The 13,309-nt window shown below is 72.2% G+C and carries 11 protein-coding genes; 3 read left to right on the forward strand and 8 right to left on the reverse strand.

All coding sequences use genetic code 11. The annotated features are described in order from the left end of the window. Positions 1 to 32: 32 nt before the first annotated feature. Together hisS and V1L54_RS06405 are read right to left on the reverse strand one after the other, a co-directional pair. Positions 33 to 1,292: a histidine--tRNA ligase gene (hisS, locus tag V1L54_RS06400; RefSeq protein ID WP_330116892.1), complete on the reverse strand. Its 1,260-nt coding sequence runs from the start codon at positions 1,290 to 1,292 to the stop codon at positions 33 to 35. Positions 1,293 to 1,302: 10 nt separating this feature from the next. Continuing rightward, positions 1,303 to 2,034, reverse strand: a complete 732-nt coding sequence (locus V1L54_RS06405) for an MBL fold metallo-hydrolase (RefSeq protein ID WP_330116893.1) — start codon at positions 2,032 to 2,034, stop codon at positions 1,303 to 1,305. A 190-nt stretch (positions 2,035 to 2,224) separates the two neighbouring features. Here V1L54_RS06405 and V1L54_RS06410 point away from each other — a divergent pair, with 190 nt between their 5' ends. Together V1L54_RS06410 and V1L54_RS06415 are read left to right on the forward strand one after the other, a co-directional pair. Continuing rightward, positions 2,225 to 3,061: a peptidylprolyl isomerase gene (locus V1L54_RS06410; protein WP_330116894.1), complete on the forward strand. Its 837-nt coding sequence runs from the start codon at positions 2,225 to 2,227 to the stop codon at positions 3,059 to 3,061. A 260-nt stretch (positions 3,062 to 3,321) separates the two neighbouring features. Next, positions 3,322 to 4,551, forward strand: coding sequence for a DUF349 domain-containing protein (locus V1L54_RS06415; protein ID WP_330116895.1), 1,230 nt, complete (start codon positions 3,322 to 3,324; stop codon positions 4,549 to 4,551). Between the two features lie 114 nt (positions 4,552 to 4,665). Here the strand turns inward: V1L54_RS06415 and V1L54_RS06420 are convergent, their stop codons facing one another. Then, entirely contained in the window at positions 4,666 to 5,415 is a 750-nt protein-coding gene (locus tag V1L54_RS06420; protein WP_330116896.1) for an SDR family oxidoreductase, read from the reverse strand. Between the two features lie 93 nt (positions 5,416 to 5,508). Here V1L54_RS06420 and V1L54_RS06425 point away from each other — a divergent pair, with 93 nt between their 5' ends. Then, entirely contained in the window at positions 5,509 to 6,126 is a 618-nt protein-coding gene (locus V1L54_RS06425; RefSeq protein ID WP_330116897.1) for a TetR/AcrR family transcriptional regulator, read from the forward strand. Between the two features lie 153 nt (positions 6,127 to 6,279). Here the strand turns inward: V1L54_RS06425 and V1L54_RS06430 are convergent, their stop codons facing one another. The 5 genes from V1L54_RS06430 to yajC all read right to left on the reverse strand — a co-directional run bounded on the left by V1L54_RS06430 (position 6,280) and on the right by yajC (position 13,292). Next, positions 6,280 to 8,871, reverse strand: a complete 2,592-nt coding sequence (locus tag V1L54_RS06430) for a RelA/SpoT family protein (RefSeq protein ID WP_330116898.1) — start codon at positions 8,869 to 8,871, stop codon at positions 6,280 to 6,282. A gap of 257 nt (positions 8,872 to 9,128) precedes the next feature. Next, a complete protein-coding gene (locus V1L54_RS06435; protein ID WP_330116899.1) occupies positions 9,129 to 9,689 on the reverse strand; it encodes an adenine phosphoribosyltransferase in 561 nt (186 codons plus the stop codon). A 5-nt stretch (positions 9,690 to 9,694) separates the two neighbouring features. Further along, positions 9,695 to 10,885 carry a protein translocase subunit SecF gene (gene secF, locus V1L54_RS06440; protein ID WP_330116900.1) on the reverse strand — a complete coding sequence of 397 codons (1,191 nt, stop codon included), beginning with the start codon at positions 10,883 to 10,885 and terminating at the stop codon, positions 9,695 to 9,697. Position 10,886: 1 nt separating this feature from the next. Next, entirely contained in the window at positions 10,887 to 12,698 is a 1,812-nt protein-coding gene (secD, locus tag V1L54_RS06445) for a protein translocase subunit SecD (RefSeq protein ID WP_330116901.1), read from the reverse strand. Positions 12,699 to 12,812: 114 nt separating this feature from the next. Beyond that, complete coding sequence (gene yajC / locus V1L54_RS06450; protein WP_330116902.1) at positions 12,813 to 13,292, reverse strand: preprotein translocase subunit YajC; 480 nt, start codon at positions 13,290 to 13,292, stop codon at positions 12,813 to 12,815. Positions 13,293 to 13,309 lie beyond the last annotated feature (17 nt).

A 13,309-nucleotide genomic window follows, 5' to 3' on the forward strand; every position in this document is an offset into this window, starting at 1 on the left:
GGGGACCTTCATTCTGCACAACGCACAACGAGTCAGGCGAGCTTCCGTCGCACCTCTTCCACCACACTCTCCAGCGGCACCGGGACCTGCTCCCCGCTGCCGAGGTCCTTGAGCTGGACGGCGCCCTCGGCGAGATCGCGCTCCCCGGCCACCAGGGCGTAGGCGGCACCGGAGCGGTTGGCCGACTTCATGGCGTTCTTCAGGCCCCGGCCGCCGTAGGCGAAGTCCGCCGCGACACCCTGCCGGCGCAGCTCGGTGACGACGCCGAACAGCACGTTCCGCGCCTGTTCGCCCAGCGGCACGGCGAACACCTCCGCGGCCGGGGGCCCGGGCAGCTCCACGCCCTCGGCCCGCAGGGCCAGCACCGTGCGGTCCACGCCCAGCGCCCAGCCCACCGAGGGCAGCGGCGGCCCGCCGAGCATCTCCGACAGGCCGTCGTACCGGCCGCCGCCGCCGACGGCGGACTGCGCGCCCAGCCCGTCGTGGACGAACTCGAAGGTGGTGCGGGTGTAGTAGTCCAGGCCGCGCACCAGCTTCTCGTCGTCCTCGAAGGCGACGCCGGCCGCCGTCAGCAGCTCGCGCACCCGCCCGTGGTACTCGCGGCACGCCTCGCACAGGTGGTCGCGCATCATCGGGGCGCCGGTGAGCTGCTTGCGCACGTCCTCGCGCTTGTCGTCCAGCACCCGCAGCGGGTTGATCTCGACGCGGGCCCGGGTGTCCTCGTCCAGGTCGAGACCGCGCAGGAACTCCTGGAGCCGCTCGCGGTAGGCCGGGCGGCACTCGCGGTCGCCCAGGGAGTTCAGCAGCAGCCGGAAGTCCCGCAGGCCCAGTGAGCGGTACGCGTCCACGGCCAGGATGATCAGCTCGGCGTCCAGGGCCGGGTCCTCGGTGCCCAGCGCCTCGGCGCCGACCTGCGAGAAGTGCCGGAAGCGGCCCGCCTGGGGACGCTCGTAGCGGTACTGCGAACCGGAGTACCAGACCTTGACCGGCAGGGCGCCGCGGTGCAGGTTGTGCTCCAGGACCGCGCGGACGACCGGCGCGGTGCCCTCCGGGCGCAGCGCCAGCCGGCTGCCGCCCCGGGTGGTGAGGGTGTACATCTCCTTGGTCACGATGTCGGTGGACTCGCCGACACCGCGGGCGAACAGCTCGACGTGCTCGAAGCCGGGGGTCTCGATGTAGCCGTAGCCGGCCCGCCGCAGCGGCGCGGCGATCGCCTCCCGCACCGCCAGGTAGTCGGCGGACCGCGGGGGGAGCAGGTCGTAGGTGCCCTTCGGGGCGGAGAAGGTGCTCACGTCCGTGTCGTCACATTCCTCGTCGCGGGGCGGCGGTGCCGCCGCCCGTCCGGGACGGGGCGCCGGAGGCCACCTCCCGGAGGAAGGGGTTGGCGGCGCGCTCGCGTCCGATGGTGGTCTGGGGACCGTGGCCGGACAGGACCACGGTCGAGTCGTCCAGGGGCAGGCACACCCGTGCCAGCGACCTCAGCAGCTCGGCGTGGTCGCCGCCGGGCAGGTCGGTGCGTCCCACGGAGCCGGCGAACAGCAGGTCGCCCGAGAACAGCACCGGCGGTACGTCGGTCCGCTCGGGCAGCCGGAAGGTCACCGACCCCCTGGTATGGCCCGGCGCGTGCGCGACGGTCAGCTCCAGCCCGGCCAGGGACAGCACGGCGCCGTCGGCCAGCTCCCGTACGTCGTCGGGCTCCCCCACGGTGATCCCGCCGGGCCCGCCCAGCAGCGGCTGCCCGATGGCGCGGCCCAGCCACTTCTCGGGCTCGCTCATCATCTCCCGGTCCTCGGGATGGATCCAGGCGGGCACCTCGTGCGCGCCGCACACCGGGACCACGGAGGCCACATGGTCGAGGTGGCCGTGGGTGAGGACGACGGCGACCGGCTTGAGCCGGTGCCTGGCCACGGTCTCGGCGACGCCCTCGGCGGCCTGGTGGCCGGGGTCGATGATCACGCACTCCTCACCGGCGGCGGGGGCGACCAGATAGCAGTTGGTCCCCCAGGCCCCGGCGGGGAACCCGGCAATGAGCACGATCGTCCTTCAGTCGTCCGTCAGGGGAACTACGGGAACGGCGGCCGTTGTCGCTGGTGGCAACGGCGGCTCAGAGCCTACCGGCGCCGGGGCCGGGCCCGCGAACCCGTATCCCGTATACCGTACGGCCACAAGCTGTGGCACACATGTGCGTACGCACGCCCCCCGATGCACTCGAAGGAGACGACCCGTGGTCAGCAGTGAGCAGCGGCGCAAGCAGCTCGCCCGCGAGAAGTACCTGCGGCAGCAGAAGCGGCGGGCCGAGGCACGGCGCAAGGCGCGCATCCGCACCGCGGCCGTCGCGGGCGGCCTGGTACTGGTGCTGGCGGCCGGGGGCGCCTACGCGGCCGCCGGCGGACTGGCGGCGGACGACAAGAAGAAGGACGACGCCGCCTCGGAGCCCTCCGCCACCCCCAGCAAGGCGCCGGACCCCTGCGAGAAGCCCCAGAAGGGCGAGCCGAGCAAGAAGCAGTGGGACAAGGAGCCGAAGATGTCGATCGACACCTCGGCGGACTACACGATGACGCTGGAGACGACCTGCGGCGACATCGGCATCGAGCTGAACGCCGCCAAGGCCCCGCACACGGTGAACTCGTTCAAGTTCCTGGCCGACCAGGGCTTCCTCGACCACTCCCCCTGCCACCGCCTGGTGACCGAGGGCATCCACGTCCTGCAGTGCGGCGACCCGACCGGCACCGGCCAGGGCGGCCCCGGGTACACGATCCCGGACGAGAACCTCAAGGCCCCCGAGCTCAAGGGCGACGTCTACCCGGCCGGCACGGTCGCCATGGCCAACCGGTACAACGCACAGACCGGCGAGAACCGCGACAGCGGCGGCAGCCAGTTCTTCCTGGTCTACAAGGACAGCAAGCTGCCCCCGGACTACACGCCCTTCGGAAAGATCACCGAGGGCATGGACGTCCTGCAGAAGATCGCGAAGGCGGGCTCGACCCCCGACCCGCAGACCGGGAACACCCCGCCGAACGCCACCGTGGTGATCGACAAGGCGGAGGTGCGGAAGCAGTGACGCCCGAGGCGACCGGTGCGGAGGCCCCGCGGGCCCCGCTCCCGAACCGCGATTCGGGCCGCGCGGAATGCGGACAGGGCGGGCACCGGTCGCCTATGTTGGGCGTTGGATAGGGTTCCTGCGCCGACGGCCCGGCGAAACCCCTGGTCCGACCGGTCAAACCCGGTCCGGCCGGTCAAACCCGACTGTCGGCCGGATGACAACTGTGGACGATGCCCGGAGGCATGCGCCTTCCGCCGGCATCATGTGGAGGAGGCGCTGTGAGCAGCGACCCGTGGGGCCGCGTCGACGAGACGGGGACCGTGTACGTGCGCACCGCCGACGGTGAGAGGGTCGTCGGATCGTGGCAGGCGGGCTCCCCCGAGGAGGCCCTCGCCTACTTCGAGCGCAAGTACGAGGGCCTCGTCGTGGAGATCGACCTCCTGGAGCGCCGGGTGAGGACCACCGACCTGTCGGCCAAGGACGCGACGGCGGCCGTCGAGCATCTGCGGCAGCAGGTCGACGAGGCGCACGCGGTGGGCGACCTGGCCGCCCTGAGCAGGCGGCTGGACCAGCTCACCGAGCTGATCGAGACCCGCCGGGAGGAGCGCCGGAACGCCCGGGCCAGGCAGTCCGAGGAGGCCCGGAAGGCCAAGGAGGCCCTGGTGGCCGAGGCCGAGGAACTGGCCGCCAGCGACCAGTGGCGGGCGGCCGGGGAGCGGCTGCGCGCCCTGGTGGACACCTGGAAGGGCCTGCCCAGGCTCGACCGCAAGTCCGACGACGAGCTGTGGCACCGCTTCTCGCACGCCCGGTCGGCCTTCTCCAAGCGGCGCAAGGCGCACTTCGCGGCGCTGGACGCGCAGCGCGAGGAGGCCCGGCGGCGCAAGGAGAAGCTGGTCACCGAGGCCCAGGAGCTGTCGGGCTCCACCGACTGGGGGCCGACCGCCGCGCGGTACCGCGATCTGATGCAGGAGTGGAAGGCCGCGGGACGCGCCCAGCGCGAGCACGAGGAGGACCTGTGGCAGCGCTTCCGCGCCGCCCAGGACGTGTTCTTCGCCGCCCGCAGTGAGGTCTTCGCCGAGCGGGACGCCGAGCAGCGGGAGAACCTGACCCGCAAGGAGGAGCTGGCCGCCGAGGCGGAGAAGCTGCTTCCGGTCACCGATCTGAAGGCGGCCCGGGCGGCCTTCCGCGCGATCAACGAGCGCTGGGACTCCGTCGGCCATGTGCCGCGGGACGCCCGGGCGCGGATCGAGGGCCGGATGCACGCGGTGGAGCGGGCGATCCAGGAGGCCGAGGAGGCCGAGTGGCGCCGCAGCAACCCCGAGGTCCGGGCGCGGGCCGAGGGGCTGACCGGCCAGCTGCAGGACGCGGTGGACAAGCTCCGCGCGCAGATCGAGAAGGCGCGCGAGGCGGGCAACACCGCCAAGGCGGAGAAGCTGGAGAAGGAGCTCCAGGGCCGCCAGGCGCTGCTGGACCAGGCGCTCAAGGGCCTGCGGGAGCTCGACGGCTGAGCGCCCCGCCGGCCGTTCCGGCCGGAGAGGGCTGAGGGCCCCGGCACCCCGTGGGGTGCCGGGGCCCTCAGCCCTCTCCGGCCGCCGTCCTCGCCGGACGCGCGGCCGTGGAACTCAGATCTGGTTCAGGCCGCCGTCGGCGTACAGGCTCGAACCGGTGATGAAGCTGCTCTCCCCGGAGGCGAGGAAGGCCACGGCGGCGGCGATCTCCTCCGGGCGCCCGAGCCGGCCCAGCGGCACCTGCGCGGCCAGATCCCGTCTGAGGCCGGCGGCCCGCTCCGGGCCGGGGGCGAGCCCCGACAGGCCGGGGGTGTCGGTCGGACCGGGCGTGATGGTGTTGACCCGGATGCCGCGTCCCCTGAGCTCGTTTGCCCAGGTCCGGGCGAACGACCGGGTGGCGGCCTTGGTCGCCGCGTACACGCCGAACGCCTCCGCTCCGGCGTCCACGTTGGTGGAGCCGTTCAGGATCACCGAGGCGCCGTCGTTGAGCAGGGGCAGCGCCTTCTGGACGGTGAGCAGCGTGCCCCGGACGTTGATGCCGAAGAGGGTGTCGAAGTGCTCCTCGGTGATCTGCTCAAGTGTCGCGAACTCGGCGACCGAGGCGTTCGCGAACAGGACGTCCAGGCCCCGCCCCCGGCTGCGGATCGTCCCGTAGAGCCGGTCCAGGTCGGCCGGGTCCGAGATGTCGCCGGTCACCGCGGTGGCCGCCGTGCCGATCACTTCGACGGCCGCGTCGAGTTCGGTCTTGCGCCGGCCGGTGATGAACACGTGTGCGCCCTCGGCCGCCAGCCGTACGGCACTGGCCAGGCCGATTCCGCTGCCGCCGCCGGTGACCAGTGCGGTCTTGCCTTCGAGCAGTCCCATGTGAGAACCCTCCTCCGATTTCTGCATCGATCGCTGCAGAAGTCGACGTTAGCACTTCCGCAGCGATCGATGCAGAAGTGGTAGACTGCGGGGGTGAAGACCGGACAGAGCGGCCCCATCGGCCGACCGCGGGGATTCGACACCGACGAAGCTCTCGAGCGCGCCATGCTGGTCTTCTGGGAGCACGGCTACGAGGGGGCCAGCCTGGCCGCCCTGACCGACGCGATGGGCATCTCCACCACCAGCATGTACGCGGCCTTCGGCAACAAGGAGGAGCTGTTCCGCAAGGCCCTGGAGCGCTACACCGAGGGCCCGAGCGCCTACCTGGCCCGGGCTCTGGAGGAGCCGACCGCCCTCGGTGTCGCCGGCGCGATCCTGGCCGGCACCGTCCGCACCACCACCCGCCCGGCCTGTCCCCACGGGTGCCTGGGCGTCCAGGGCGCCCTGGCCACCGGCGACTCCGGGCGCGGCGTCCGTGACCTTCTCGCCGCCTGGCGCAACAACGGCTGCTCCCGCGTCCGGGAGCGGTTCCGGCGAGCCGTCGACGAGGGCGACCTGCCTCCCGGGACCGATCCGGGACTGCTGGCCCGCTACGTCACCACCCTGGCGTTCGGCATCGCCGTGCAGGCCGCGAGCGGTGTCGGCCGCGACGAACTCCAGGAGATGGCCGACGCCGCCCTGCGCAACTGGCCGGTCCCCCGGGAACCCTGAGAACCGCCCGGCGTCCGGCCTCGCGGGCGACCGCGCCGCGGCGTCCGGCCCGGACCGCCCGCCGACCACGCGGCGGCGCCGGCCGTCACCGGCGCGTACCGCACGGGCCGGTTCACGACGGTGCCCCGCCCCCGGCCTCTCGGGGCGGCAGGACTAGGACCTGCGGGCCGAGGTGACGCGGTACACGTCGTAGACGCCCTCCACCCCGCGTACCGCCTTCAGTACGTGGCCCAGGTGCTTGGGATCGCCCATCTCGAAGGTGAAGCGGGAGGTCGCCACCCGGTCCCGGGAGGTCTGGACGGCCGCCGAGAGGATGTTGACGTGCTGGTCGGACAGCACCCGGGTGACGTCCGACAGCAGCCGGGAGCGGTCCAGGGCCTCGACCTGGATGGCGACCAGGAAGACCGAGGACTGGGTGGGCGCCCACTCCACGTCCAGGATGCGCTCCGGCTCGCGGGAGAGCGAGTCGACGTTGACGCAGTCGGCGCGGTGGACGGACACCCCGTTGCCGCGGGTGACGAAGCCGATGATCGGGTCGCCGGGCACGGGCGTGCAGCACCGGGCCAGCTTGACCCACACGTCGTCCACGCCCTTGACGACCACGCCCGGGTCGGCGCTGGAGCGGCGCTTGGCGCGCCTGCGCAGCGGCGGCGCGGTCTCGGCGATGTCCTCGTTGGCCGCCTCCTCCCCGCCGATGGCCTGGATGAGCTTCTGGACGACGCTCTGCGCGGAGACGTGGTTCTCGCCGATCGCGGCGTACAGCGCCGAGATGTCGGGGTAGCGCATCTCGTGCGCCAGGGTCACCAGGGAGTCGCCGGTGAGGATGCGCTGGATCGGCAGGTTCTGCTTGCGCATGGCCCGCACGATGGCTTCCTTGCCCTGCTCGATGGCCTCCTCGCGGCGCTCCTTGGAGAACCAGGCGCGGATCTTGTTGCGGGCCCGGGGCGACTTGACGAAGCCCAGCCAGTCGCGGGACGGGCCGGCACCGGGCGACTTGGAGGTGAATACCTCCACCAGGTCGCCGTTGTCGAGCGTGGACTCCAGCGGGACGAGCCGTCCGTTGACCCGCGCGCCGATGGTGCGGTGGCCGACCTCGGTGTGGACGGCGTAGGCGAAGTCCACCGGGGTGGCGCCCGCCGGGAGGGCGATCACATCGCCCTTGGGGGTGAAGACGAAGACCTCGTTGCGGGAGAGGTCGAAGCGCAGCGACTCCAGGAACTCGCCCGGGTCCTCGGTCTCCTTCTGCCAGTCCAGCAGCTGCCGCAGCCACGCCATGTCGTTGACGGCGTCGCCCTTCTTCGCGGGCGCGTCGGTGCGGACCTTGGAGGCCCCGGCCACCGCCTCCTGCTTGTACTTCCAGTGCGCGGCGATGCCGTACTCGGCGCGGCGGTGCATGTCGTAGGTGCGGATCTGCAGCTCGACCGGTTTGCCGCCCGGACCGATGACCGTCGTGTGCAGCGACTGGTACATGTTGAACTTGGGCATCGCGATGTAGTCCTTGAACCGCCCCGGCACCGGGTTCCACCGGGCGTGGACGGTCCCCAGCGCCGCGTAGCAGTCGCGGACGGTGTCGACCAGGACGCGGATGCCCACCAGGTCGTAGATCTCGGCGAAGTCGCGGCCCCGCACGATCATCTTCTGGTAGACGCTGTAGTAGTGCTTGGGGCGGCCGGTGACGGTCGCCTTGATGCGGGCGCCGCGCAGATCGGCCTGCACCTCGTCGATGACGGTCGCCAGGTACTCGTCGCGCTTGGGCGCGCGCTCGGCCACCAGCCGGACGATCTCGTCGTACATCTTGGGGTAGAGGATCGCGAAGGCGAGGTCCTCCAGTTCCCACTTGATGGTGTTCATGCCCAGGCGATGGGCGAGCGGCGCGTAGATCTCCAGGGTCTCGCGGGCCTTCTGCTCCTGCTTCTCCCGCTTGAGGTAGCGCATGGTGCGCATGTTGTGCAGGCGGTCCGCGAGCTTGATGACCAGCACCCGCGGGTCCCTGGCCATCGCGACGACCATCTTGCGGACCGTCTCCGCCTGGGCCGCCTCGCCGAACCTGACCTTGTCGAGCTTGGTGACGCCGTCCACGAGCAGGGCCACCTGGTCGCCGAAGTCGGCGCGCAGCGACTCCAGGCCGTACTCGGTGTCCTCGACCGTGTCGTGCAGCAGTCCCGCCATCAGGGTGGCCGGGTCCATGCCCAGCTCGGCGAGGATGGTGGTGACGGCCAGCGGATGGGTGATGTACGGGTCGCCGCTCTTGCGCTTCTGCCCGCGGTGCCAGCGCTCGGCGACCTGGTAGGCGTGCTCGATCCGGCGCAGGGTGGCGGTGTCGGCCTTGGGATCGTTGCCCCGGACGATCCGCAGCAGCGGCTCCAGGACCGGGTTGTAGGGGCTGGAGCGCTGGACGCCGAGCCGGGCCAGCCGGGCACGGACCCGGTTGGAGGAACCTGAGCGGCCGGAGACGCCGGAGACGGCGCGGGTGGCCGGATTCTTCTCCCGCCCGGCATCCTTCGGGGGGGTGCTCCCGCGGTCCCCGCTGTCCCTGCGCTCCCCGCGGTCGTCGCGGTCGCCACGGCTCCCGCGCTTCCCGCCCGGCTGTGCGGACGCGCCCGCGCGGCCCGGTGCCGCGGCGGGGGCCTGCGGGCGGGAGGCGGCACCGCCCGGCCCGGCGGCCGCGCCGTTCGCCCCGGAGGGCTTCGCCGGCCTGGCGTCCTGCTGCTGCGCTGCGGTGAGCGGCTGGGCCTCGTCTGGCAAGGGGCAACTCCTCGGTGGGCCCTCCTTCGTCCGGTGACAGGGTGACGGGACGAGGGGGGAGGTTCCGGCCGGGAACGGGTGGCCGGACTGCCATGGTATCGACCCCGGTCCGCGGGCGGACCGGACGCCCGCCGGGGGCGGGAACCGGACACACCGGGGAAACAGGGAGGGGGCCGTCCGGGTGTTCCCCGGACGGCCCCCTCCCGGAGCCGGGCGCACCGGTGTGCGCCGTACGGCCCTCGGCCTCGGACGGTGACTCAGACGGTGAGCACCACGTCCAGCGGGGCGCCCTCCAGCGCGGCCTCCAGCCGGGCCCGGCCGGGCAGGAAGCCCAGCTCCATCAGCACGGCCACCCCGGCGACCCGCGCTCCCGTCCGGCGGATGAGACGCAGCGAGGCCTCGGCGGTGCCGCCGGTGGCCAGCACGTCGTCGATCACCAGCACCCGGTCGTCGGGCACGAGGTCCTCGGCGTGGATCTCGATCTCCGCGCTCCCGTACTCCAGCTCGTACGCCTGCGACAGGGTGGCGCCGGGCAGCTTGCCCGCCTTGCGGACGGGGACGAAACCGAGGCCGGCCCGTACCGCCGCCGGGGCGGCCAGGATGAAGCCGCGTGCTTCCAGCCCCACCACCTTGGTGGCCCCGCGCTCCCGGCACAGACCGGCCAGGGCCGCGGTGAGGGCGCCGAACGCCTCCGGGTCCGCCAGCAGCGGGGTGATGTCCTTGAAAAGGATCCCCGGCTCGGGGTAGTCGGGCACGTCACGGATCCGGCCGGCCAGCAGCTCGCGCAGTTCCCCGGCTCCGGGGGCGGTGGTGGCCACCGGCCTCACCGCCGCCGTCCGGAGGGACGGCCCCGGCCGCGGCCGCCGCGGGAGGCCGGCGGACGGGGACGCTGGGGGGCGGGACCGCCCGAGGCCGGGGCACCCGCCGCCGAGGCCGCGGGAGCCGGGACACCGCCGGCACCGTCCCCGCCGGAGCGGGCGTCCGGCACGGTCTCCCGCGTGTCGTCGGTCTCCTCGGCGCTCTCGCCGTCCGTCCCGTCCGTGCCGCCCTTGGCCCGCTTGGCCAGCACCCGCCGGTCGTGCGCCTTGATCTCCGGTTCCCGGAGCCTGAGGTCCACCAAGACCGGGGTCGCGATGAAGATCGAGGAGAACGTACCGGCGGTCAGACCGATGAACAGCGACAGCGAGATGTCCTTGAGCATGCCGCCGCCGAGCAGGCCGGTGCCGATGAACAGCAGGGCGGCCACCGGGAGCAGTGCCACCACCGAGGTGTTGACGGAGCGGACCACCGTGGCGTTGATGCCGAGGTTGGCCAGCTCGCCGTAGGTGTGGCGGTTCTGCTTGAGCACGCCCTGGGTCTTCTCCTTGACCTTGTCGAAAACCACCACCGTGTCGTACAGCGAGTAACTGAGGATGGTCAGGATGCCGACCACCGTGCCCGGGGTCACCTCGAAGCCGACGATGGCGTAGACGCCGATGGTGACGATCAGGTCGTGCATCAGGGCGACCATGGCGCCCACCGCCATCCGCCACTCGAAGGCGACGGCCAGATAGATGCTCACCAGCACGATGAAGACGGCCAGGCCCTGGATGGCCTTGCTGCTCATCTGGTCGCCCCAGCTCGGCCCGACCAGCTCGGTGTCCAGTTTCTGGGTCTCCAGGCCGAGCTCGTCGGCCAGGGCCGTCCGCGTCCGCTCGGACTGCTCGGTGTCCAGCCCCGTCACCTGGATACGCAGCGCCCCGTTGCCCAGTTCCTGGACACGGGCCTCGTTCCCGGAGGTCTCCAGGGCCGTCTCCCGCGCCTCCTCCGCGGACATCTCGACGGCGGGCGGGGTGGTGAAGACGGCGCCGCCCTGGAACTCGATGCCCATGAAGAGGCCGCGGATTCCGAGGCCGGCCAGCGAGACCACCACCAGGAGAAGGGTGACGCCGTACCAGAGCCTGCGCCTGCCGACGAAGTCGTAGCTGGCCTCTCCGCGGTACAGCTTGCCACCGAGATCGCCGAATCGCGACATCTCAGGCCTCCTTCGGTTCGGCGGGGACGGCGGCCGTACGGCGGCCCCGGCGCAGCGGCGGTGTGACGCCGAGCCGTTTCGGGTCGAGCCCGGACCACGGGTGACCGCTGACGAAGAACTTCCGGCCGGCCAGGATCGTCATCAGCGGCTTGGTCAGCAGGAAGACGATGGCCAGGTCCAGGGCGGTGGTCAGACCGAGGACGAAGGCGAAGCCCTGCACCGAGCCGACCGAGACGATGAACAGCACGGTCGCGGCGATGATCGAGACCAGGTCGGAGACCAGGATGGTCCGGCGGGCGCTCGGCCAGGCCCGCTGGAAGGCGGCCCGGATGCTGCGCCCCTCGCGGATCTCGTCCCGGATCCTCTCGAAGTAGACGATGAAGGAGTCCGCGGTGATCCCGATGGCCACGATGGCACCGCAGACCGCCGGCAGGCTCAGTGCGAAGCCGATGGCCGGCCCCAGCAGGGTCATGACCGCGTAGGTGAGGATGGCCGCGGCCACCAGGCTGGCGATCGCCACCAGCCCCAGCACCCGGTAGTAGAAGATCAGGTAGGCGATGACCAGCGCCAGCCCGATGGCACCGGCGATCAGGCCCGCCTTGAGCTGCTCGGAGCCGAGCGTGGGCGAGATCGTGGTGACGTTGCTCTCCTCGAAGCTCAGCGGCAGGGCGCCGTAGGAGAGGATGTTGGCCAGTTCCTCGGAGGACTGCTGGGTGAAGCTGCCGGAGATCTCGGCGCTGCCGCCGCCGAGGCGCTCGGAGACCCGGGGCGCGGAGACGACCTCGCCGTCGAGCACGATCGCGAACTGGTTGCGCGGCTCGGTCTGGGTGGAGAGCTGCTCGGTGATGTCGGCGAACTTCTTGGCGCCGTCCTTGTCGAACTCCATGGTGACGATCCAGCCCTGGCCCCGCTGGTCGTCGAAGACGGACGCGGCGTCCGTGACATCGGTGCCGGGGACGGCCACCGGGCCGAGCGCGTACTTGAACTGGCCGCTCTCGTCACAGGTCACGACCGACTCGGAGTCCTTCGCCAGGGCGGCCTCCCGGCTGGCCTCGATCTGCTTCTCCTGCGTGGAGCAGTCCAGCGCGTCGAGCTTCTTCTGCAGGTCGGCGGGGATGCCGGCGTCCGGCGCCGCCGGGTCCTCGGCGCCCTCGGCCGGCCCGGTGGCCCCGGGGGAGGCCGAGGGGTCGTCCGCGGGGGCGGACGCCTCGGGGGTCTCGGAGGCGTCGGCCTTCAGGTCGTCGGTGACGGCGCGACCCTGGTCGGGGGCGCCGGACGAGGAGGTGGCGGAGGGTTCGCCGGCCTTCTCGTCCTGCTCGCCGTCCCGCGCCTCCTCGTCCGCCTCCGCGCTGCCCGTCGGGCTGCCCGACGGGCTCGCCGTGGGCTCGGCCTGGGGCGGGGCCGCGGGGGCGAGGGAGAGCACCGGGCGGAACGCGAGCTGGGCCGTGGTGCCGACCTGCTCACGGGCCTGCTTCTCGTCGGTGCCCCGCGGGATGTTGATGACGATGTTCTCGTCACCCTGGGTCCGTACCTCGGCCTCGGCGACGCCCAGACCGTTGACCCGCCGCTCCATGATGGAGACGGCGGTGTTCATGTTGGTCTCGTTGATCGCGTTTTCCTTGCCGGGCTCGCTCCTGGCGGTGAGCGTGATGCTGGTGCCGCCGGCGAGGTCGATGCCCAGGCGGGGCGTGGTGTGCCCGGAGAGGAACATCCCTCCGGTGAGCGCCACCACGCCCACCAGAAGGACCGTCAGGGCGCGCCACGGCCGCCCCTGGGAGCTCGGGGCTCTGCGGCCTTTCTTCGGTGCTGCCACCTTCTCTAATCTCCCTGTCCAGCCGCCCGCGCTCGCTGGTCGCCGCGCGGCGTGCGAAGTGGTCGTGAGGACATGCGGCACCGCCGGACCCGGTGGGCACCGGCGGCGGAGCGGCTACCTGGAGTCGGCGTCTCCGTCCCGCCTGGCGTCCTTGGCCTGTGCGTCCTCGGGCTCCGCGTCGTCGACGGGGGCGACGACGGGGTCACCGGCGGGGGTGCCGCCCGTCTTGCTCAGGTTCGGCCCGTCCGCACCGTCGGCGGTCAGCGACGAGGCGTCGTCCGGGACCGCCGGAGCGTCGTCCTCCGGCTCCGGGTCGCCGTTGACGATGCGGTCGTACTCGTCGGCCTCCAGCACGGCGCCGACGGCGTTCTTGGCGTAGACGGCGTGCACGCCCGGCGCGACCTCCAGGAGAACCGTGTCGGCGTGGACCTCCTTCACCAACGCGTACATGCCGCCGATGGTCCGTACACCGGTGCCCGGCTGCACCTGGTCTCGCATCTGCGCGGCCTGCTGCTGCTTCTTCTTGGCCGAGCGCGTCATCAGGAACATGGCCCCGATGAGGATGATGAAGGGGAAGAGAAGTCCAATATCCACGGCGGAAGGTTTCCTTC

The sequence above is a fragment of the Streptomyces rubellus genome (assembly GCF_036323805.1).
Taxonomy (GTDB): Bacteria; Actinomycetota; Actinomycetes; order Streptomycetales; family Streptomycetaceae; genus Streptomyces.

Excerpts from the sequence above, each read along its gene's own strand:
- V1L54_RS06420 (WP_330116896.1), bottom strand. The coding sequence starts at position 5,415 with ATGGGACTGCTCGAAGGCAAGACCGCACTGGTCACCGGCGGCGGCAGC.
- secF (WP_330116900.1), bottom strand. The coding sequence starts at position 10,885 with ATGTCGCGATTCGGCGATCTCGGTGGCAAGCTGTACCGCGGAGAGGCC.